A 22,312-nucleotide genomic window follows, 5' to 3' on the forward strand; every position below is an offset into this window, starting at 1 on the left:
TGGGGAGAAGGGTTAGAGCTCCCAAGCCTCAATAATGACACGCTTGAAATCTTCGATATCAAGTGCCTGGTCGAGCACACCACTACCTTCTGAGGTTTGTACAGTCATCTGTGGCTCAAAGGTGAGGGAAAATGAGGTGCCGTTTGTGGACTCTAGCCCAAACGAAAACTCTGAAAGAGTGAAAGTGCGTGCGGCGTTGGTGTTGTCGATCGAGGTGGGCGTGCCGGTACCGCGAACTTCGGGTAGAGAGAGCGGGGCAATGACGGCCTCTCGTGGGGTATCCCTGTAGCCAATGAGGAAATGGCTTTGACCCTCTTCCTGGCGGGATGCTACATCGGGGTTTCGGTAGATAGATGAACCTGTAGCAAAAACCAGGTTGTAGGCCCCATAGTTAATAATCTGACTATCGAAGACAGTATGCAGGGCCTTGGCGATTTCACTACTGGTGAGCTGGGGTTCAGTCATGTCATCAGTCTACGTGCTATAAGTGTTGTCTTGGCTAGAAAAGTACTGCTGATTGCCTAAAAGTCTTTAAATGACGATGTGCAGGTTTGTGTCGACTTGCCGAGAGTGGGGCGCAGGGGCTTCCTTGAAGTGTCTTGATGTGTGAAAATGGTGTGTCACATTCTAAGACCGGTTTGACCGGTGTGCCCTTGAGCACCAAGAATAAGGGGTATGACAACACGCCAGCAGTCACAGATTATTCTTGTGGTGCGACTCGTGAACGAGTGCGCAGCATAAGTCTTTGATGTGTCTTACGGCGTGCGCACCCTTCGCTCAACCAAGCGGAGGGTTTTTTTCTAGGTTTATCCGCAACCCGGCACTACCTACACCCAACGGGCGCACCCACCGCTCACACACAAGATCATCTTCAGACCATCGCGAGGATCACCAATGACAGCGGGAAATCCCATCAACCCTGCAGATCTAGCTAAAAACCTGGGCAACCGTAGCAGCTCAGAAACCTCACCGGTAGAGCGCATGACCGGCTCTCAAGCCATCGTCCGCTCCCTCGAAGAACTGGGTGTAACCGATATCTTCGGCCTGCCCGGCGGCGCGATTCTGCCCACCTATGACCCCCTCTTTGATTCTGAAAAGCTCAATCACATTCTGGTGCGCCACGAACAGGGGGCAGGGCACGCGGCAGAAGGTTACGCGATTGCCAGCGGTAAGGTCGGCGTAGCTATCGCCACCTCGGGCCCCGGCGCCACCAACCTGCTCACCGCCATTGCGGACGCCAACATGGACTCTGTGCCCATTGTCTGTATTACCGGCCAGGTCTCCTCAAAGGTCATCGGCACCGATGCCTTCCAGGAAGCCGACATCGTGGGCATGACCATGCCCATCACCAAGCACTCCTTTATGGTGCGCGATGCCCAGGAGATTCCCCGCTGCATCGCCACCGCCTTCAAAATTGCCGCAACCGGTCGCCCCGGCCCCGTCCTCGTTGACATAACCAAGGACGCCCAGCAGGGCATGATGGACTTCTCCTGGCCGCCCGCTAACACCGACCCCCGCGGCTACAACCCCGTCACCCGCGGCCACTCCAAGCAGATTCGCGAAGCGGCCAAGCTTATTACCGAGTCCCGGCGCCCCGTCCTCTACGTGGGTGGCGGTGTCGTCCGCGCTGAAGCGTCCGACGAGTTGCTCAAGTTGGCTAAGACCATTGGTGCACCCGTCGTTACCACCCTCACCGCCCGTGGCGCCTACCCCGACTCTGACCCCCAGAACCTGGGCATGCCCGGTATGCACGGCACTGTCCCGGCCGTGACCGCCATGCAGAAGTCCGACCTGCTCATTGCCCTGGGCGCACGTTTTGACGACCGCGTCACCGGTGTTGTCTCAGAATTTGCCCCGCACGCTAAGGTCATCCACGTCGATGTAGACCCCGCAGAAATCTCAAAGATTCGTATTGCCGACGTGCCCATTGTGGGGGATCTGCGCTACGTGCTTCCCGAGCTTAACGAGATTCTCGAGGGCGAGTTTGCCTCTGAACTTCCCGACCTTTCGGACTGGTGGAAGCTGGTTAACCGGTTCAAGGAAACCTTCCCGCTGGGCTACACCAAGACTGACGACGGCCTGGGCTCCCCCCAGTACGTCATCGAAAAGCTGAGCGAGCTCACCGGCCCCGACGCCTACTACGTCACCGGTGTCGGCCAGCACCAGATGTGGGCAGCCCAGTTTATCCAGAGCGAAAACCCCCGCCACTTCATCAACTCAGCAGGTCTGGGCACCATGGGCTTCTCGGTCCCCGCCGCTATGGGTGTCAAGGTTGCCTTCCCCGACTCCGTTGTATGGGCTATTGACGGTGATGGCTGCTTCCAGATGACCAACCAGGAACTAGCTACCTGCGTGCAGAACAACATCCCCATCAAGGTTGCCATTATCAACAACTCGTCCTTGGGTATGGTGCGCCAGTGGCAGAACCTCTTCTACGATGGCCGCTACTCCAACACCCATCTCAAGACCGGCATGGGTACCGAGCGAGTACCTGACTTCGTCAAACTGGCTGAAGCTTATGGTTGCGCCGCCCTGCGCTGTGAGAGCGATGAGGATGTTGAAGAAACCATCAAGCAGGCCCTGGCCATTAACGACCGTCCTGTTGTCGTGGACTTCAACGTCAGCCCCGATGCCCTGGTCTGGCCCATGGTGCCTGCGGGTGTGTCCAACGACCAGATTCAGATTGCTAAAGATATCTCACCCTCCTGGGGCGAAGATGAGGAGATGCTATGAGCCGCCACACCCTCTCGGTTCTTGTAGAAGATAAGCCCGGCGTGCTGGCCAGAGTCTCAGGCCTCTTTGCCCGCCGCATGTTTAACATTGACTCCCTGGCCGTGGGCCCCACCGAAGTTCCGGGTATCTCCCGCATCACCGTGGTGGTCGACGCCGAGGGCGTGCTGCTTGAGCAGGTCACCAAACAGCTCAACAAGCTGATCCACGTGCTCAAGATTGTGGAACTGCCCGACGAACAGTCGGCCCAGCGAGACCACATTCTCATCAAGGTCAAGGCGGACGCGGCAGCCCGCATCCAGGTCACCCAGGCCGCCGACCTCTTCCGCGCCAAGATTGTGGATGTCTCTACCGAGTCCGTCATTATCGAGGCCACCGGCTCAGCCAACAAGATTAACGCCCTGCTTGAGGTGCTTGAACCCTTTGGTGTTCGCGAAATCGTGCGTGCTGGCACCATCGGGCTTTCCCGCGGCCCTCGCTCCATGAGCGAAAAGGCCCTGCGCGGCTAGGGTAAGAGTTACCCAAAAATATCGTTCCAAAATATGAAACCCGCGTCTCAAAATCAGCCGAACCTACTAGGCTAGAGACTAACGGTTCATCACAACCAAGGTTTAGCAGCAGCTGCTGCCCCTCAACCGATCAAGGAGATCGAACACCATGGCAAAGATCTACTACAACGACGACGCAGATCTGGCGAACATCGCAGAACGCTCCGTCGCCATCATCGGCTACGGTTCCCAGGGCCACGCCCACGCCCTCAACCTGCGTGACTCCGGCGTAGACGTCCGCGTTGGTCTTGCAGAAGGCTCAAAGTCACGCGCCAAGGCAGAAGCAGAAGGCCTGCGCGTCCTCACCGTTGCAGAAGCAGCAGCAGAAGCAGACGTCATCATGATCCTCACCCCCGACCAGGTTCAGGCAGAGGTCTACAAGAACGACATCGCCCCCAACCTCAACGAAGGTGACGCCCTCTTCTTCGCCCACGGCTTCAACATCGTCTTCGGCTACATCGAAGCCCCCGAGGGCGTCGACGTTGCCATGGTTGCCCCCAAGGGCCCCGGCCACACCGTCCGCCGCGAATTTGAGGCAGGACGCGCCGTGCCCGCCCTCGTCGCCGTTGAAAAGGACGCCTCAGGTAAGGCCCTCGACCTGGCCCTGGCTTACGCCAAGGCTATGGGCGCAACCCGCGCAGGCGTCATTGAAACCACCTTCAAGGAAGAAGCCGAATCAGACCTCTTCGGCGAGCAGGCAGTTCTCTGCGGTGGCGCTTCCCAGCTGATCCAGTACGGCTTCGAAACCCTGACCGAAGCTGGCTACCAGCCCGAAATCGCCTACTTCGAGGTGCTGCACGAGCTCAAGCTGATTGTTGACCTCATGATTGAGGGCGGCATCGCCAAGCAGCGCTGGTCCATCTCAGACACCGCAGAATACGGCGACTACGTCTCAGGTCCCCGCGTCATCACCCCCGAGGTCAAGGAAAACATGAAGGCTGTTCTGGCCGATATTCAGGACGGCACCTTCGCCAAGCGCTTCATGGAAGACCAGGCAGCCGGCGGCCCCGAGTTCAAGGAACTGCGTGCCAAGGGCGAAGCCCACCCCATCGAGGCCACCGGCCGCGAACTGCGCAAGCTCTTTGCCTGGAACAACTCCGTTGACTCAGACTACGTCGACGGCTCAGTTGCCCGCTAAGCCAAGCTACTCTCATCTGCACCAGCAGTGAACTCTCAAGAGCCGGCTACCTCACCCACCCAGGGCAAGGTAGCCGGCTCTTGCCAACCCCCCAGTAAACTGGGGGAGCGGTCTAGCTACAGCCGTACGGTGAACTGTAGCCTAACCACCGCACTCCTGCTCTCACCAGAGCACCCCTACCAGCGGCGTCCTTAGGGTCCGAAGCGCCAGCTGCCCCACTTTCTCTAACCGTCACCCGCTATCTAAGGAAACCACCTGTGACTGCAAAACCCGTCGTTCTGCTCGCTGAAGAACTCTCACCTGCCACCGTTGAAGCCCTGGGCCCTGACTTTGAAATCCGCTCCTGCGACGGAGCCAACCGCGACGAACTCATCCCCGCCATTGCAGATGTAGACGCTATTCTGGTGCGCTCAGCCACCCAGGTCGATGCGGAAGCTATTGCCGTTGCCAAGAAGCTCAAGGTCATCGCCCGCGCGGGCGTTGGCCTCGATAACGTCGATATCAAGGCCGCCACCAAGGCAGGCGTCATGGTGGTCAATGCTCCCACCTCTAACGTCATTTCCGCTGCAGAGCTCACCGTCGGGCACATCCTGGGCCTGGCCCGTAACATCGCTGCTGCCGACGCCTCCATGAAGGCTGGTCAGTGGAAGCGCTCCGCCTTCTCAGGCGTCGAGCTCTTTGAAAAGACCATCGGCATTATCGGCCTGGGCCGAATCGGCGGCCTGGTTGCAGAACGCCTCAAGGCCTTCGGCACCGAAATCATCGCCTACGACCCCTTCGTCACCTCAGCCCGCGCAGCAGCCCTGGGCACAGAACTGGTTGAACTGGATGAGCTGGTAGAACGCTCTGACTTCATCACCATCCACATGCCCCGCACCCCCGAAACCCTGGGCATGATCAACGCTGAGAGCTTCAAGAAGATGAAGAAGACCGCCTACGTGGTCAACGTAGCCCGCGGTGGCCTCATCGACGAAGCAGACCTCGACGCAGCCCTGCGCTCGGGCGAAATTGCTGGCGCGGCCATCGACGTCTACGTCAAGGAACCCGCCAAGAACGTGCCCTTCATTGAGCTGCCCAACGTCGTTGCCACCCCCCACCTGGGTGCCTCCACCTTCGAAGCCCAGGAAAAGGCCGGAATCTCCGTTGCCAAGTCCGTCCGCCTGGCCCTCGAAGGTGACCTGGTGCCCGACGCCGTCAACGTCGCAGGCGGCGCCATCGACAAGGACGTTCGCCCCGGTGTCCCCCTGGCAGAGAATGTCGGCCGCATACTCACCGCCATCGGCGGCGACGAAGCCCTCACCCGCGTCGAGGTCAAGATCGCTGGCGAAATCGCTACCAAGGACGTCACCTCCCTCAAGCTCTCAGCCCTCAAGGGTGTCTTCACCGACGTCGTCTCAGACAAGGTTTCCTACGTCAACGCCCCCGTGCTAGCCGAACAGCGCGGCGTTGAGGTTGAGCTGGTCACCACCACCGATACCGAGTACTTCCGCAACGAAACCGTACTCACCGGTGCTCTCGCTAACGGTGAAGTGGTCTCCGTCGCCGGTACTGTCACCGGCCCCAAGCTCATCGAGAAACTGACCAACGTCAACGGTTACGATATCGAAATCCCCATCACCGACCACATGCTGGTGCTCGAATACGAAGACCGCCCGGGCGTTATTGCCGCTATCGGTACCCTGCTGGGCACCGCCTCCATCAACATCGCCGGTATGCAGGTCTCCCGCAACGACAAGAAGGCTGAAGCCCTCTGCGTCCTGGCCCTGGACTCAGCCCTCTCAGCCGAGGTGCTCGAATCCATCAAGCGGGTAGTCAACGCTTCTCGCGCAGCGGTTATCAATCTGGCCGACTAACTGGAAGCGCGGGTGGGCTTTTTCCCGTGTGAAATAGCGTTCGCAGTGGTTGGTGTAAGCGGGTAAAGTGGTACCTATGACTTCTACCCCGTACTACATCACCACTGCGATTTCTTACCCCAACGGTGCCCCCCATATCGGGCATGCCTATGAGGTTATTGCCGCCGATACCATGGCCCGCTTTAAGAAGCTGGACGGCTTCGATGTGCGCTTCATGACCGGTACCGATGAGCACGGGCAGAAGATGCAGACCACAGCCGAAAAACAGGGCAAGACCCCCAAGGAGCTAGCGGACGAAAACTCCGCCCGCTTCCGCGCCATGGCTGAGATGGTCGGTGCTGACTTCGACCGCTTTATCCGCACCACCGATACCGACCACTACGCTGCTTCTCAGGCCATCTGGACAAAGATGGAAGAGAGCGGCGATATCTACCTGGATAAGTACGCCGGCTGGTACTCCGTGCGTGACGAGGCCTACTACACTGAGGACGAAACCGAGGTGCGCGACGGCGTCCGCTACGCCATCTCAACCGGCACCGAAGTTGAGTGGACCGAAGAGGAATCCTACTTCTTCCGTCTCTCCAAGTACGGTGACCGCCTGCTGGAGCTCTACTCCACCGAGGGCTTCGTCTACCCCGAATCCCGCCGCAACGAGCTGGCCGCCTTCATCAAGAACGGCCTGACCGACCTCTCCATCTCCCGCACCACCTTCGACTGGGGCGTACCTGTACCCGGCAACGACAAGCACGTCATGTACGTCTGGGTGGACGCCCTGACCAACTACATCACCGGCCTGGGCTACCCCGATACCGAGGGCGAACTGTTCACCAAGTTCTGGCCTGCCGACCTGCACATGATCGGCAAGGACATCACTCGCTTCCACGCCATCTACTGGCCCGCCTTCCTCTGGTCAGCCGGTCTGGACCTACCCAAGCGGGTCTTTGGCCACGGCTTCCTGCTGGTGGACGGCGAGAAGATGAGCAAGTCCATCGGCAATGTGGTTGACCCTGCCGACCTGGTCGCCAGCTTTGGCCTGGACCAGCTGCGCTTCTTCCTGCTGCGCGATGTCTCCTTCGGCCAGGACGGCTCCTACTCAGCTGAGGGCATCAAGAACCGTATCAACTCAGACCTCGCCAATGACCTGGGTAACCTGGCCCAGCGCTCCCTCTCCATGGTCGCTAAGAACTGCGAGGGCAAGGTTCCTGCCCACGGTGCATTTACCGCAGAAGATACCGCCATGCTAGAGATGGCAGCAGCCCTGTACGAGCCCGTCCGCTCTGACTTCGACGAACAGGCCTTCCACCGCGCCCTGGAGCGTATCTGGCAGGTCGTGGGCGAAGCCAACCGCTACTTCACCGCCCAGGAGCCCTGGAAGCTGCGCAAGACCGACCTGGAGCGCATGAACACCGTGCTTTATGTAACCGCAGAGGTGCTACGCATCGTTGCAACTCTTGCTCAGCCGGTCATGCCCACCTCCATGGGCAAGCTGCTCGACCTGCTGGCGGTTGCTCCCGAGAACCGCCTCTTCGCAGCGCTTGATCAAGCCCTAGTGCCCGGCACCGAGCTACCCGCCCCGGCTCCCGTATTCCCCCGCTACGAGGAACCCAAGAACGCCTAGGCTACGAGCAGGGTATCCAGCAAACGTATAAGGACGCGGCCCCCACCTTTCGCGCGAAAGGCGGGGGCCGCGTCCTTATGCTTACACCCGAGAGGCTAGAACCAGCCGAGCTCAGTGACCTTGTAGTAGACCATCTGCGACAGGGCAATGTAACCCCAGCCGTTCAGGTGCAGGCCGTCGGAGGAATACAGAGACGGGGGAATCTGCCCGGCCTCGTAAGCCTTGCGGTCTTCGTCTGAAGACCAGACACCTGAGCCAGAAAGGGCACCGTAGCGCAGCCAAGACTCCTGGGTCGTTTCGCGCAGATAGGTTTCGGGGTTCATGAACTTAGTGCCATAGGTGCTTGCTGCCCACTCATTATAGGCTTTGACCTTCTTGACACGGTCAGAGTCCAGGGCATCACCCTTTGACGCGAAGTGGCCCATAACGATCGTGCGCTCCGGTGCTAAGTCAAAGCAACGCTGGGTATCTTGAGTGATGCGGTCGTAGTCGCTGATATTATTACGGCCGATTTGGAGTACATGGTAGGAAGAGCGGCTAATCATCTCCTGGTAGGAGTAGAACCAGGCAGCCTCAGTATTGGCGGGAGCGTAGATTTCTTCACCGGGAACAACGCGGGTGAAGGTATAGGTACCCTCTGTAGTCCCTGCCTTGAGCACACCCGCTACACCGCCAACGTAGCCGGGTACATAGGCACTTACACCCCAGGCGACATAGGTGGCATCAGAAAGAGTGATATTTACTGTTCCGCTGGCCGGGATACGGTCGTTGGGGAAGGAGAGCTTATAGATGTTGGTTGCCACGCCTCGGCGGGCCGCAATCATGGTGGAGGTTTCGCCACCGCGGCCGAATTCTAGAATCGGTGCTGAAAGGTAGCTGCTGAGCAGGGCTTCCATGCTCGCATTGAACCCCGCAGGCACGCCCTGGTCGGCTTGGGCACCTTCGAAGGAGGAGCTACCCCACAGGGCCAGGGAGGGGCCGGTAACGGTGGGGTAGGAGAAATCTGAGGGGAAGACGCTGGCGGTTGCGTCCGCTGCGTGAGCGGTAGCGTTGATGGCTACGGTTCCTGCTGCGGTGGCAACACCGGCCACACCTGTAAGCGCGGCAAAGCGCATGAGGCCACGGCGGCTGGTCTGAAGTCCTTGCTGGTCAAGGGAGGTCATAACGTTACTAGTCTGCTTTCTGTGACGAGGTCGTCGTGGTTTCATGTGGGGATTGTGGTGATGCTGCTTATTCATAGTAGTTAGAATTGAGGCTGATTATCTAGGGAGGACGCCGTGTCATTACTTACGAACCGCTGTGTAAAAGGGATCGCAGTACTTGGCTGTTTCACAGCTTTAGGGCTGGCCGGGTGTTCTTCACAGCCTCAGAACTTCGATGAGCTGACCGCCGAGACCGCTCAGGCCGAGCACCTTGATGCCCTTGAGTCCTGGATTTTCCCGCCGGCAGAGGCTGAGTCTGCCCGTCGGGCTTTTGTGGAGCGCTGCGTGGCTGAGGCCGGTGGTAGCTACCAGGAGCCTGAGGTTGGGTTGACCTTGGACTCTGCGGTCTATACGGGCCGAACCACCGAGGAATTGAAAGCCTCGGGTTACGGTCAGTTACCTGCCGCTGAAGGCCGGGCTACCGCTAGCTTTGACCAGGCGGGGCTGGACGCCTATCTGGGGGAGGACGGCGAGCCCTTTACCGTGACTTTCATGGAGTATTCCAGTGGAGAACTGAACTCGGCTGGTTGCATGGCCCAGAGCTACGAGTACATCTATGGCTCTGTGGAGAACGGCGTGAAGGCTGCCCTGCTGGCCCCCGAGTTTGCCCAGGCTATTGAGACTAGCCTGCGGGTCGATGAGAATTATCTGGCTCTGCAGGAGTCATGGGCTAGCTGCATGAAGGACGCGGGGTTTGGTCAGGCTTCGAGCACCGATCAGGCTGCCTATAGCTCTAGTTTGCTGGGGGCCGATAACGCGGAGAAGATGCTGCAGGCCGACATCTCTTGCCGTGAGAGCATCTCTTTTGACTCTTCTATCACCGATCTGAAGAACTCCTATTATGAGGCTGTTTACCAGCGTCTTGAGCAGTTCTCTGATGAATTGGAAGCTATTCATGCAACCGCCCTTGAACGGGTTGAGGCCGATAAAGCCGACCCCAAGAATACTTCACCGGTGACGGTCCCAACCCCCACCGCTAGCCCCAGCGCTAGCTAAGGCGGGGCGGGCGTCCTGCCCCTGAGAGAAGCGGACGCCCGCCTACCCGGCTAGTTCACCTCCTGTAGGGCGGCAACCGGCGGTATGCGGGAGGCTGACCTGGCCGGGAAAAAGACCGTGGCCCAGGCCAGGGCAAGGCCGCCTGCAATAACCGCTAGGTAGTGCCAGATCTGAAAACTATAGACCAGTGTGAAGTTGTTGAGGACAAAAACTTGGAGTAGCAGTAGGGCTGTGAGCGCACCGGCTACGCTACCCCAGATGAGGGCGAAGACAGCCAATAGCAGGGTTTCGTAGCTGACGGCAGCCTGCAATCGACGGCTAGAGAGGCCGTTGATACGCAGTAGGGCGTAGGACCTGCGCCGCTGCTGGGTGCTCAGGAGCTGGGTGTTGGCAAGCCCCACGAGCGAGACCAGCAAGGAAGCGGAGAGTAGACCTAGAATCACCCAGAGAACTGAGCGCATATCATCCTGCAAGCGGGCTTTTTCGGTGGCTACCCCCGAAAGTTCACCCGCATCGAGGCCGGTGATTTCGGCGATGGGATTGAGTACCGAGAAGCGGTCACTCCAGCTAATATCTGGATCAAGATTAGCTTGGAGCAGGCCAGCCTCGGTGTTCTCTCCGGTGGGGTCTACTAGGTCCGTTCCGCTGATAAGGGTGCCGTTCTGCGTGGTGATGAGGAAGCCACGCAGCGTATCGGGGGTGATGCTGACGGTGAGTTCTACAGCGTCACGGCTGCCTTCAATGTAGAGTTGCTGGCCTTCCTGCACTCCGAAGGAGTCGGCGTAGGCCTGGCTCAGCAGCACCGTCTGCTCGGTCAGCTTTCGGCCGGTCTGGTCACCGTGCAGGCTGGTGAGTGTTTCGGGATCTACGGAGTAAACCGTTGTGCTGAACCAGCTATCGGACGAAGTCAGCACACTACCCTGGGGCAGGGCCACAAGGGCGGCGTCCACACCGTCGAGCTGGGAGACCTGGCGCTGTATCTCATGCAGGCGGGCGATGTCTGGTTCGGCAAGTACCGCTTCAACGTCGTAGGGGTAGTTGCGGTCTAGTTCTGCCATGAAGCTCTGCTGCATGGTGGAATAACCGGTGAGGGCTGCGCTGACGAAGGCGGTGCAGATAAAGACCATACGCACGGTCACCGAGGCGGACGCCCGCGATTGGGCGATGTTGCTGTGGGCCAGGGCCGCGGTGGAGTAGGGGCGGGCAAAGACCCGGAGCAGGGCGAGGCCCGGTGCGACGAGCAGGGGAGCTGCCACCACGAAGGTAAGGGCGGCCAGAACCGTAGCTAGCATGATGAGACCCGCATGGCTCTCCTGAAGCCCGGCTAGGACGCAGGCTGCTGTAGCCAGGGTGAGTACAAGGCAGAGGCCGATATAAGCCCAGGTGTGCCTGGTGCGGGGAGCGTTCGGAAGGTCCTGGTAGCCGTTGAGCGCCGCCACCGGCGGTATGGCGCGGGTCGCCCAGACCGGCTTGAGCACGGCGGCGAGGGTAACGAGCGTGCAGACCAGCATGGCCAGGATACCCGCTAGGGGGTTAAAGGTGATGCGGCCACTTTCGTTGAAAACTAGAGCGGCAAGGTAGGCGGTAATGATACCTGCGAGGGAGGAGAGCGCACCGAGTGCTGTTGCCTCAACCAGGAGCATGCGCACCACCGCTAGGCGGGTAGCGCCCAGGGTACGAAGCAGAGCCAGTTCACGGGAGCGGGCTGCCGCATGCACCTTGTAGGTGCTGGCGATGATGAAGGAACTCATGAGAAGTGAGAGAGCCCCAAACCCGAAGAGAATAGAGAGCAGGGCGGTGTAGCTACCCACTCCCTTACCGACATCGTTTCTGATCTGCTCTTCAACCGAGGAGACAGTAAGGGTGGGGGAGTTCGCAAGAGCCTGCTTGAGATCTACTAAGGATGTGGAGGCGGGGTCTTTGAGCTTCAGAAGAACCTGCTCGTAGATGCCGTCGGGGGCGTTCCCCCAATAGGCGTGGCTGCGTTCGATGTAGTTTGCTACACCGTTACCCGGTGTAAAGACCATATCTGGTCCCGCTCTGTAGCCTGCGGGGCGTTCGTAGATACCGGTGACGGTGTAGGCCGCCTGGGGGAGGGGCTCTGCCAGGTCGGTCTGCTCGGTTACGGTAGAAAGATCATCGAGGACGACCGCTCCGCCCACCCCTACAGAGAGAGCTTCGGCTACCCGGTCGGTAATCACTATCTGATGGTCGGACGTCGGCAGGCTGCCCTCTGTCAGGGGGTAGGGGAAGAAGGCCTCGGCGGGCATATCGGCTTGGGTGATGCTGTAGGTGCTCCCTGCCTGCTCGCCCTCGTCTGGTATGTGGATAACGGCATAGGTGGCGGCCATTGCCCAGGCCGATTCAACTGCGGGGAGACTTACTACCCGGTCAGCCTGCTCCTGGGTGAGAAGGTAGTCGGTGGCGTCCCCCTGAGTGAACCTATCGGTAGTTTCGACAACAGCATCGGCGGTGGAGTACTTCTGGCCTGCTGCCTGCCTCACCTCGTCATAGAAGGAGGTATTAATCAGCAGGACGGCCGTGAGAAAGAAAGCCGAAATCGCGATGCCGATAGAGGTGAGGGCAAAGCGCAGACGGTGTTTACCTAGATGAGAGAAGGCGACGGTGCCTAGAGTGGTGGCCACGCTAATCACCGAGCCTTGCAAGAGCTGAGAGCACACCGGTTTGGGTGGGGGCCTCAAGTCCGCCGGCTAATTGACCGTCCTTGAGCAGGAGGACCCGGTCTGCGTAGGAGGCCGCGAGCGGGTCATGGGTGACCATTAGAATAGTCTGCCCCTGCTCACGGCTGGCCTGTTGGAGTAGGCCCAGCACCTCAGCGCTACTTGCCGAGTCCAGGGAGCCGGTGGGCTCGTCCGCAAAAATGACGGCTGGGCGGGGCAACAGAGCCCGAGCAATCGCCACCCGCTGCTGCTGCCCACCAGAGAGCTGGGAGGGCAGGTGCTTGAGGCGGTCCTCAAGACCCAGGGCGCGTACCAGCTCATCGCGCCAGATGGTATCTACCGCCACCTTAGCCAGCCCCAGGGGCAGCTCCATGTTCTGGGCCGCGGTGAGCGTCGGGACCAGGTTAAAGGCCTGGAAGATAAAACCGATATTCCGGGCCCGAAACTCAGCTAGGGCGGCGTCTTTGAGTCCCGTCAGCTCTACGCCCTTGACCTGTACGGACGTCTGCTCCCCGGGGTCGGGGGCATCGAGAGTTGCCAGGGTGTGCAGCAGGGTTGACTTGCCGGACCCAGAGGGGCCCATGATGGCCGTGAACTTGCCCCGCTCAAAATCAATGGAAATGTTGCGCAGCGCGTGCACGGGGGACTCGCCCGCGTAGGTTTTAGAAAGATGCCGGGCAGAAACAGCGATAGGAATAGTGTGTGAGGTGCTCATATACCCAGTATGGCAAGGCAGTGGGGCAGGGCACATCGCACTATGGAGTGAAGCGAAAGGGGCGGGCCTCATACCTAGGTATGAAATAAGCTCGTATGAAATAGGCTCGTATGAAATAGGTTCCGCAGACTCACGCTCGCTGCCGACCCTCTCGCCCGATTCGCTTCGCTCATACGGCGATTCACGCCAGCCGCCGAGCCAGCAGCTTCGCTGTGAGTCTGCGGAACCTAATAATTTTCAGTATTGAAGGTTAAACCAGCCCCGCCTCGTAGGCGATAATCACTGCCTGCACGCGGTCGCGGGCCTCAAGCTTAGCCAGAATATGCGAGACATGGGTTTTGACGGTCGCCTCAGAAACAAAGAGCTGCTGGGCCATCTCACCGTTCGATAGGCCCTGGGCAATGAGCAAGAAGAGCTCGCGCTCGCGGTTAGTCAGACTGGCAATCTTCTCAGCGTGTTTCTGAGGTACCTGCTGGGTAGGTGCGCCCCCTGCCAGGTGGGGAATCATCTGCTCAAGCAGCCGCTTGGTGGCGCTGGGGGCGATGACGGCGTCCCCGCGCTGCACCGTCCGAATGGCTCCGAGAAGCTGCTCGGGTGGGGCGTCCTTGAGCAGAAAGCCGCTGGCTCCGCGCTGGACGGCAGCGTACACGTAGTCGTCGATGTCGAAGGTGGTCAGCATGACGACCTTGACCTCGGGGTGAGCGGCGATGATAGCGCCGGTAGCTTCAATGCCGTCGAGTACCGGCATGCGGACGTCCATGAGCACGACGTCCGGCCCCTGCCCCTGGGCTTGGAGCGCGGCAACCTGCTCGATTGCCTGCTGGCCGTCCCCTGCCTGAGCTACTACCTGCATATCGGCCTGGGAGCCAATCAGCATAGCTAGGCCAGACCGCACCAGTTGCTGGTCATCTACAAGAAGAACTCTAATCACGGTTTTACTCTATCGTTCCTGGTCATCGTTGGGGCTGGCTTTAGTTATGGTGTCTTTAGGGCACAAAAGGGATTTGGGCAAAGACCCTAAAAGACCCATCGGCTAGGCGGCCGTAGTGCAAGGTGCCGTGGTACATATCGACGCGCTCGCGCATACCCAGCAGCCCGCGGCGGGCACCGGGCAGAGGCTGGGTGGGCTCGGCCTGGGGCAGGTTGGTGATGTCGATATCCAGGGTCTGCTTACCCTCGCTAATGGTGACGGTCACCAGGGGAGTGCCCGGGCAGTGCTTGGCCACGTTGGTCAGGGCCTCTTGCACAATACGGTAGATGGTCAGGTCGGCACCCTGCGGCAGTTTCTCTTCAACCCCCGATACCGTGCTAAAGCGCACCGGTATGCCCAGCTTCTGGGTTTGCTCAATGAGCTGGGGGACGTTGTGCAGGGCCGGGAGGGGCTCAACGGTAGTGCCCTCATCGGTGCGCAGGACCCCCAGCAGGGTACGCATCTGTTGCAGGGACGACCGCGCCGCCTCAGAAATCGTGCCCAGGGCGGCTAGCTCCACGGGTTCATTCTGCGCGGACGCCCCCGCCCCGCTCCCAGCCTGCTGGGCAGCGGCAGCGTAGCGGGCGCCGTCCGCCTGGGCAATGATGACAGACAGCGAATGAGCCACGATATCATGCATTTCCCGGGCAATGCGGGCCCGCTCATCGAGGGCGGCAAGGGCCCGTTCCTGCTCCCGCTCGTGCTCTAGCTGGCGGTTCCGCTCAATTAGGGCCCGGTGACGGTTCTCGCGCAGCCGCCGGGAATCTCCAAAGAACCAGGCAATGGTAACGATGGCCGCACAGATAAAAGCAGCGGTCAGAGCGGTAACGTAGAACTCAAAAGCTGTGAAATCATAGACCAAAAAGGCACGAGCAAAAACAAAGCCGCCAACGAGCGAAGCAAGGAGAGCCGCAAGAAAAGTGCCAATACGGACTGGGCGCGAAAAATAGCGCACTAGATGGTAGACCATCACCGGGGCTGCCCACCAGGAGCCCACCGCAGGGTACTGAGCAGGAATAGTGACGATTAGCGATACCACCACCAGAACCAAGACCAGAATCGGACGGGAATACCTGAAGTAGAGACTGGACGTAGCAACTAGCCAAGCAAGTATGTAGATCAGTGCCCAGGTGCCCTCCATCAGAGAGAAACCAAAGGCAAGAGTTATCAGCAGGGTCAGTATCTGTCCCAGGGCAACAGCGATTGCATTGACCAGCTTCTTGCGGCGCTGAGTAGCAGCCAGCTCTAACTGAAGGGTATCCACCCTCCTAAGTCTAAAAGCAGCCCCGGCCCCGGGAAGGTGTCGGCGGGCGTCCGCACTCCAAATTCATACCGCAGTATGAGCGCCTAGCGCCACCGGCCGGGCAGTTTCGGTAGGCTTATACCCATGCAGTACATCTCAACCCGCGACGCATCCAAGACTCCCGCCCGCTTCACCGACATCCTGCTCGGTGGCCTAGCCCCCGACGGCGGTCTCTACCTGCCCGAAACCTACCCCACCCTCGACGACGCCACTCTGACCCGCTGGCGTACTGTGCTTGCTGAGGAAGGCTACGCAGCCCTGGCCGCAGAAGTACTGCAGCTCTTCATCGACGACATTCCTGCCGACGATATCAAGGCCATGACTGCCCGAGCTTACTCCTACCCCAAGTTTGCCTCCGAAGAAATTGTGCCGGTCACTGAACTGGAACCCGGTATTTTGATAGGCCACCTATCTGAAGGCCCCACCGCCGCCTTCAAGGACATGGCCATGCAGTTGCTAGGTGAACTCTTTGAGTACGAACTGGGCCGCCGGGGCGAGACCCTCAACATTGTGGGTGCAACCTCAGGTGATACCGGTTCTTCTGCCGAGTACGCCATGCGCGGCCGCCCCGGTATCAAGGTCTTCATGCTCACCCCGGCTGGCCGTATGACCCCCTTCCAGCAGGCCCAGATGTTCGGCCTGGACGATGAAAACATCTTCAATGTTGCCCTCGACGGCGTCTTTGATGACTGCCAGGATGTGGTCAAGGCTATTTCTGCTGACTCTGCCTTTAAGGCTGAGAAGCGCATTGGCGCGGTCAACTCTATTAACTGGGCCCGCCTGATGGCTCAGATCGTCTACTACGTTTCCTCCTGGATTCGCGCTACCGAAAGCAATGACCAGAAGGTTTCCTTCTGCGTGCCCACCGGTAACTTCGGTGATATCTGCGCCGGCCACATCGCCCGCCAGATGGGTCTGCCCATCGACCGCCTGATTGTGGCCACCAACGAGAACGACGTGCTGGACGAATTCTTCCGCACCGGCGACTACCGGGTGCGCACATCAGCTGACACTTATGAGACATCCAGCCCCTCCATGGATATCTCCCGGGCCTCAAACTTTGAGCGCTTCATCTACGACCTGCTGGGCCGGGATGCCGAGCGGACCGCTGACCTCTTTGGCCTCAAGGTGCGTCAAGGCGGATTCTCCCTGACCGATGACCCGGCCTTTACCGAAGCTGCTGAGCGCTACGGTTTTGCCTCTGGCCGTTCAACCCACGCCGACCGCGTCGCCACCATTCGCGATGCCCACAAGCGCCTGGGTGTGCTGCTTGACCCCCACACTGCGGACGGTGTCAAGGTAGCCCGCGACTGGGCTGAGAAGGTTGATACCCCCATCATCTGCCTAGAAACCGCCCTGCCGGTCAAGTTCGCTGAAACCATTCTCGAAGCAACCGGCGCTGAGCCTACCATCCCCGAGCGCTTTGCCGGCATCATGGACGCCGACCGCTACGTCATTGACCTGCCCAACGATGTTGAGGCTGTCAAGGAGCTGATCGAGAAGAACGTCTAACCGTTCGCTCACCTCTTATAGAACCACATGCCTTGTTGAGCCCCGATTAAATTCAGGGGCTGGTGGCAAGGCATGTGGTTTCTTGTTGCTGGGCTGCTCGAACGCATGAGTTTCTCGGCAAAAGTCTTGAAAAGATAGATTCACGCGAGTATGGTGCAAATGTAATGACACTGTAATAACAGGAGCATTCATGACTGATACAACAATTTCCTTCCGCACCGATAGCGCCACTAAAGAAGAGGTGCGAAAACTCTACAACGACCTCGGCCTCGACCTCAGCACTGCACTGAATATGTTCCTAAAACAGTCGCTCGTTGATAACGGTCTGCCCTTCACTCCGCACCGCGAGAACCCTCTCAATGTACGAGCTCGCCAGGAAGCTGAGCAGCGGCACGGGAAGACCTTCACATCGGTTGAGGCTCTCATGGCTGATTTGACTGATGCTGACTAAAATCCACCGAACCAGCCAGTTCAAAAGAGATGCCAAAGCACCGCAAACCCCTCCTTCGTTTCTATATCAGTCACTTGTATAAATCGTGAGACTAGCTAGCGGGGGGGGGGTAATTTGATTGTTATAGTTTCCCTATGATCAGCGAAAAAGAGTTCTTTGCGGCGGTGCTGCGCCTGGCCAAGCCCCACACCCCAAGCGACCGTGAACCGAATGCAGCAGAACGCGAGGCAGCAATTGCTGCCCTTGAAGAAGCTCAGATAGTGCAGGCCTGCGACTGCGGCACCTGCCTGACCTACGACCTGCTTTACCCGGGCGAGCCCGTCAATCAGGACCTGCCCCGCACCTACCTGGCTGCAAACACCAAGGACGGGGACGCGCTCGTCCTCGCCCATCTGGTAGGGGATAAACTCGCTACCCTCGAAGTAGCCCCCACCGGTAACAAACCGGTAGAGGTGCTGCCGGCTATCGGCGACCTTACACCCTAAACCAATATATGAAACCATCAGTCAAAATATGGGCAAAGCTGCGCTCGCAGGACTAGCCTTAAACCATGACTGAAAACAGCTCCATCAACCTGGCAGTAATCCCCGGCGACGGCATTGGCCCCGAAGTAGTAGCCCAAGCCCACCGCGTCCTCACCCGCGCAGCCGAACTCGACAACATCACTGTCACCTCCACCGAATACCCCCTCGGTGCAGAGCACTGGCTCGCCACCGGTCAGACCCTCACCGAAGAGACCAAGACCGCACTCGCCCAGCACGACGCCATCCTCTTCGGCGCTGTGGGGGCCGACCCGCGCTCGTCCGCCGTGCCCAGCGGTCTGATCGAACGAGAAATCCTGCTCAACCTGCGCTTCTCTTTCGACCACTACATCAACCTGCGCCCCTCCCGCCTCTTCCCCGGCGCTGTTTCACCCCTGAGCAACCCTGGCGACATTGACTTTGTAGTCGTACGCGAAGGTACCGAAGGCCCCTACGCCGGTAACGGCGGTGTACTGCGCGCCGGAACCGACGCTGAAATCGCCACCGAAGTCTCGGTCAACACCGCCTACGGTATCGAACGCCTGGTGCGCTACGCCTTCGAGCTGGCCGCCAGCCGCGAGAAGAAAAAGCTGACCCTTATCCACAAGACCAACGTGCTGGTCAACGCTGGTGCCCTCTACAACCGCATCTTCACCAAGGTCGCCGAAGAATACCCCCAGGTCACCACCGACTACCTGCACATTGACGCAGCCACCATCTTCTTCACCACCGACCCCGCCCGCTTTGATGTGATTGTTACCGATAACCTCTTCGGTGATATTCTTACCGACCAAGCAGGTGCTATTACCGGCGGCATCGGTTATGCAGCCTGCGGCAATATCAACGCCGACGGCACCTACCCCTCCATGTTTGAGCCCGTCCACGGCTCTGCCCCCGATATTGCCGGGCAGAACAAGGCCAATCCGACTGCGACCGTCCTGGCAGCTGCCATGCTCCTGCGCCACCTAGGCTACGAGGCTTCAGCCGCCCGCATTGAGAAGGCCGTTGAAGCTGACCTGGCCGCCAACCCCGGCGCAACCCGCGCCACCGACGAAATAGGCGACGCAATCCTTGCCCAGCTGGGCTAAGCCCCTGACCCCACCGAAACCCGGTGGGGTCTTGCGTAAGCTAGCTAACAGAGCACAAGCCACTGGGGTACCCTAGAATACAGACCCCACGACAACGTTTGAAGGATGAGCATGTCACTCGAATTCACCATCAACCGCAACCCCAACCCCGCCAGTGCCGAACGACGCGCCGAGATCCTCGCCGACCCCGGCTTCGGTAACTACTTCACCGACCACATGGTGCGCATTGACTGGCGTGGCACCCACACCGACGGCGGTGAATGGACCAATGCCCAGGTCCTGCCCTACGGCCCTCTGAGCCTGGATCCGGCGGCTTCCGTTTTCCACTATGGCCAGGAAATCTTTGAGGGAATCAAGGCCTACCGCCAGGCAGACGGGTCCATCACCACCTTCCGCCCTGAAGAGAACGCCTCCCGTCTGAATAAGTCAGCAGACCGCCTGGTGCTGCCCAACCTGCCCGAAGAGCTTTTTGTTGAGGCTATCCGCCAGCTGGTCACCATTGACGCCGACTGGGTGCCTAGCGGTGACGGTGAATCCCTCTACCTGCGCCCCTTCATGATTGCCACCGAGGCTTTCTTGGGCATCCGCCCTGCCCACGAGGTTTCTTTCTTCATCATTGCGTCGCCTGCCGGTAACTACTTCGGTACCCCTAAGCCCGTTGATATCTGGCTTTCCACCACCTATGCCCGCGCTGGCGTGGGCGGCACCGGCGAGGCCAAGTGCGGCGGCAACTATGCAGCCTCCCTGGCAGCCCAGCTGGAGGGCGAGGCCAACGGTTGTAAGCAGGTCATCTTCAAGGATCCCAACCGCGATGACGCCATCGAAGAGCTCGGTGGCATGAACGTTTTCTTCGTCTACAAGGACGGACGCATCGTCACCCCCGAGCTGACCGGCACTATTCTGCGCGGTGTGACTCGTAAATCCATCATCAAGCTGGCTGAGGACCGCGGCCACACCGTTGAGGAACGCAAGATTACCCTGAGCGAGTGGCGCGAGGGCGTAGCTTCTGGCGAGATCACCGAGATTTTTGCCTGCGGTACCGCTGCCGTCATTACCCCCGTGGGTAAGCTCAAGGCCGCTGACTTTGAGATCCCCTCGGCTTCTGGCTCGGACGGCGGTGAGGTCACCATGGCCCTGCGCGAAGAGCTGGTAGGCATTCAGACCGGTAAGGTCGAGGACCGCCTGGGCTGGAACGTGAAGCTGGTCTAGTCTCTCTTCTGGTAGGTACCACCTAAATCAGAAACACCCACCAACTAGGTGGGTTTTTCTGATTTAAATGGTCTTTTCTAGTTGTTCTTGGACAGCGTCAGGACGCCCGTCAGGCCCAGTTGCGCGCAGAAGGCTTCGTCGTGGCTAACCACCAGCAGGGCACCCTCATAGGAGGCTAGCGCCTGAACCAGCCAGTCCACCGAGGCCATATCGAGGTTGTTGGTGGGCTCGTCCAGAATCAGCAGCTGGGGAGCTGGGCTGGCCAAAAGGACGGTTGCCAGGGCCACCCGGAAGCGTTCGCCACCGGAGAGAACACCCACGGGCAGGTGCACCCGTTCCCGGCGGAAGAGCAGCCGGGCCAGATCATCGCGGATTTGTTGCTCGGTGAGCGCCGGATTAGCTGTCGCCACTAGCTCTAACATGCTCTGCTCCTGGGGGAGTGTCAGTCGCTGGGGCAGGTAACCGGTATTGGCTACCCGGTAGTCGCAGGCGTAGCGGGCGGTTTCAGCAGCCTGAGAATCACCCATGATGGCCCTCAGCAGGGTACTCTTACCCGAGCCGTTAGACCCGGCTAGCCGCAGGCGCTCTGGGCCCTGGACAATCAGCCGCTCAGGCAGGGGAGTAGTAGCAGCCGCCCCGTCGTCCGCCTGCTCCTGCTCACCTTGGTGGGGGCTGGCGTCCGCACCGGTACCCTGCCGCAGGGTGAGTTCCAGCACCCGTTTACCTGCTGGCACCCGGGTGTCGGGCAGGTCAAGGTAGATGGCCTGGTCCTCGCGGATATCTCGCTCCCGGGCCTGCCTGGTGACAGTAGCGGCTTCCAGTCTGCCCTGGTGGGTCTGCCGAATCTTGGCCGCCGACCGCTGGGCTGAGGAGGCGGCCAGCCCCATCGACATACGCGAACCCCGCCGGTTAGCCTGGGCGGTCGCTCCAGCCCGGGCCGCGCGCGCCAGCTTGGTTTCTGCCTCGATACGCTCCCGGTTTTCCTGCCGCTCAACCTGCTTGGCCTCGCGCAGGTGGCGGGCGGCGGCGTCCTGCTCGCTGTCGATAGCCTGCCGGTAGGCGCTGTAGTTACCGGTGAAAGAGCGCAGGGTTCCCTGCCTGAGTTCCAGCACTTCATCGATCCGCTCTAGCAGGTCACGGTCGTGGCTGACCACGAGCACCGGGCAAGGCAGACTGTCTAGGAGTCGGTAGAGGGTGGCGCGGGCGTCGGCGTCGAGGTTGTTGGTGGGCTCATCCAATAGTAGGACGCCGGGGCGGGTGGCAACTAGGGCTGTGAGGGCTGCGGTGACGGCCTCGCCGCCTGAGAGCGTGCCGACGGTACGCCGCATGAGGGCATGGGCGTCGGTAGTGGTTAGGGCAGGAGAGAAGCCGGACGCGGCCAGGGTAGCCTGGGCTTGCTCGGCGGCGTCCCAGTTATCACCGATCCGGTCGTAGAGATCTTCGGAGTAGTCGCCGGCTTCTAGCGCGGTGAGGGCGTCGAGGACGTCGGTGATAGCGAAGAGGTCGGCGATGGTGGTCTGCGGGGTGAGCCCTAAATCCTGGGGCAGATAGGCGACGGTACCGGGCCGGCTGATGCTGCCGCTCGTTGGTTCTAGCGTGCCTGCCAGAATCTTGAGCAGGGTTGATTTGCCGGAGCCGTTATCGCCAATGAGGGCTGTAACCGGGGCACTGACAGCGCCGGTGAGGTTTTCAAAGCAGGGGGTGCCGTCGGGCCAAATCAGGCTGAGGCTGTTAAAAGAAAGGTGGGGTTCAGATACGGAAATAGGCATAAGGGTGC

18 protein-coding genes are annotated in these 22,312 nt (G+C 59.9%); 11 read left to right on the plus strand and 7 right to left on the minus strand.

Translation table 11 applies throughout. The features are described from left to right. Window positions 1-12 precede the first annotated feature (12 nt). Complete coding sequence (locus ACEE43_RS01605; protein WP_237185900.1) at window positions 13-465, minus strand: hypothetical protein; 453 nt, start codon at window positions 463-465, stop codon at window positions 13-15. 429 nt (window positions 466-894) lie between these two features. Between ACEE43_RS01605 and ACEE43_RS01610 the strand changes: the two genes are divergently transcribed. The 5 genes from ACEE43_RS01610 to metG all read left to right on the plus strand — a co-directional run bounded on the left by ACEE43_RS01610 (window position 895) and on the right by metG (window position 7,887). After that, window positions 895-2,733 (plus strand): acetolactate synthase large subunit, encoded by a 1,839-nt coding sequence (locus tag ACEE43_RS01610; protein ID WP_449108317.1) that lies wholly within the window; start codon window positions 895-897, stop codon window positions 2,731-2,733. Continuing rightward, on the plus strand, window positions 2,730-3,239 hold the full coding sequence (ilvN, locus tag ACEE43_RS01615) for an acetolactate synthase small subunit (protein WP_185174490.1): 510 nt from the start codon (window positions 2,730-2,732) through the stop codon (window positions 3,237-3,239). Before ACEE43_RS01610 ends, ilvN begins: the two co-directional genes overlap by 4 nt. Window positions 3,240-3,387: 148 nt before the next feature. After that, complete coding sequence (gene ilvC / locus ACEE43_RS01620; protein ID WP_185174491.1) at window positions 3,388-4,416, plus strand: ketol-acid reductoisomerase; 1,029 nt, start codon at window positions 3,388-3,390, stop codon at window positions 4,414-4,416. Between the two features lie 257 nt (window positions 4,417-4,673). After that, on the plus strand, window positions 4,674-6,269 hold the full coding sequence (gene serA / locus ACEE43_RS01625) for a phosphoglycerate dehydrogenase (RefSeq protein WP_449108318.1): 1,596 nt from the start codon (window positions 4,674-4,676) through the stop codon (window positions 6,267-6,269). A gap of 76 nt (window positions 6,270-6,345) precedes the next feature. After that, a complete protein-coding gene (gene metG / locus ACEE43_RS01630; protein ID WP_449108319.1) occupies window positions 6,346-7,887 on the plus strand; it encodes a methionine--tRNA ligase in 1,542 nt (513 codons plus the stop codon). A gap of 95 nt (window positions 7,888-7,982) precedes the next feature. Here metG and ACEE43_RS01635 read toward each other — a convergent pair whose 3' ends face one another. Next, window positions 7,983-9,050, minus strand: coding sequence for a hypothetical protein (locus tag ACEE43_RS01635; protein WP_449108320.1), 1,068 nt, complete (start codon window positions 9,048-9,050; stop codon window positions 7,983-7,985). A 114-nt stretch (window positions 9,051-9,164) separates the two neighbouring features. Here ACEE43_RS01635 and ACEE43_RS01640 point away from each other — a divergent pair, with 114 nt between their 5' ends. Beyond that, complete coding sequence (locus tag ACEE43_RS01640) at window positions 9,165-10,085, plus strand: hypothetical protein (RefSeq protein WP_449108321.1); 921 nt, start codon at window positions 9,165-9,167, stop codon at window positions 10,083-10,085. Window positions 10,086-10,135: 50 nt separating this feature from the next. Here ACEE43_RS01640 and ACEE43_RS01645 read toward each other — a convergent pair whose 3' ends face one another. The 4 genes from ACEE43_RS01645 to ACEE43_RS01660 form a co-directional block, all read right to left on the minus strand. Next, on the minus strand, window positions 10,136-12,730 hold the full coding sequence (locus ACEE43_RS01645; protein ID WP_449108322.1) for an FtsX-like permease family protein: 2,595 nt from the start codon (window positions 12,728-12,730) through the stop codon (window positions 10,136-10,138). Window position 12,731: 1 nt separating this feature from the next. Next, complete coding sequence (locus ACEE43_RS01650) at window positions 12,732-13,481, minus strand: ABC transporter ATP-binding protein (protein WP_449108323.1); 750 nt, start codon at window positions 13,479-13,481, stop codon at window positions 12,732-12,734. A 250-nt stretch (window positions 13,482-13,731) separates the two neighbouring features. Beyond that, window positions 13,732-14,358 carry a response regulator gene (locus ACEE43_RS01655; protein WP_449108333.1) on the minus strand — a complete coding sequence of 209 codons (627 nt, stop codon included), beginning with the start codon at window positions 14,356-14,358 and terminating at the stop codon, window positions 13,732-13,734. Window positions 14,359-14,467: 109 nt separating this feature from the next. Further along, a complete protein-coding gene (locus tag ACEE43_RS01660; RefSeq protein ID WP_449108324.1) occupies window positions 14,468-15,715 on the minus strand; it encodes a sensor histidine kinase in 1,248 nt (415 codons plus the stop codon). 123 nt (window positions 15,716-15,838) lie between these two features. Between ACEE43_RS01660 and thrC the strand changes: the two genes are divergently transcribed. The 5 genes from thrC (at window position 15,839) to ACEE43_RS01685 (ending at window position 20,535) form a co-directional block, all read left to right on the plus strand. Further along, complete coding sequence (thrC, locus tag ACEE43_RS01665) at window positions 15,839-17,266, plus strand: threonine synthase (protein ID WP_449108325.1); 1,428 nt, start codon at window positions 15,839-15,841, stop codon at window positions 17,264-17,266. A gap of 190 nt (window positions 17,267-17,456) precedes the next feature. Beyond that, window positions 17,457-17,717, plus strand: a complete 261-nt coding sequence (locus ACEE43_RS01670; protein ID WP_449108326.1) for a type II toxin-antitoxin system RelB/DinJ family antitoxin — start codon at window positions 17,457-17,459, stop codon at window positions 17,715-17,717. Between the two features lie 134 nt (window positions 17,718-17,851). Beyond that, complete coding sequence (locus ACEE43_RS01675; protein ID WP_449108327.1) at window positions 17,852-18,202, plus strand: hypothetical protein; 351 nt, start codon at window positions 17,852-17,854, stop codon at window positions 18,200-18,202. 65 nt (window positions 18,203-18,267) lie between these two features. After that, window positions 18,268-19,326 carry a 3-isopropylmalate dehydrogenase gene (locus ACEE43_RS01680; RefSeq protein WP_449108328.1) on the plus strand — a complete coding sequence of 353 codons (1,059 nt, stop codon included), beginning with the start codon at window positions 18,268-18,270 and terminating at the stop codon, window positions 19,324-19,326. Window positions 19,327-19,437: 111 nt separating this feature from the next. Continuing rightward, window positions 19,438-20,535: a branched-chain amino acid aminotransferase gene (locus ACEE43_RS01685; protein ID WP_449108329.1), complete on the plus strand. Its 1,098-nt coding sequence runs from the start codon at window positions 19,438-19,440 to the stop codon at window positions 20,533-20,535. A 77-nt stretch (window positions 20,536-20,612) separates the two neighbouring features. On the opposite strand, the gene ACEE43_RS01690 is transcribed toward ACEE43_RS01685, so the two are convergent. Next, the gene (locus tag ACEE43_RS01690) at window positions 20,613-22,304 is read right to left on the minus strand and encodes an ATP-binding cassette domain-containing protein (RefSeq protein ID WP_449108330.1); all 1,692 of its coding nucleotides are present in this window, start codon (window positions 22,302-22,304) and stop codon (window positions 20,613-20,615) included. Window positions 22,305-22,312 lie beyond the last annotated feature (8 nt).

The sequence above is a fragment of the Rothia sp. 11254D007BW genome (genome assembly GCF_053548195.1).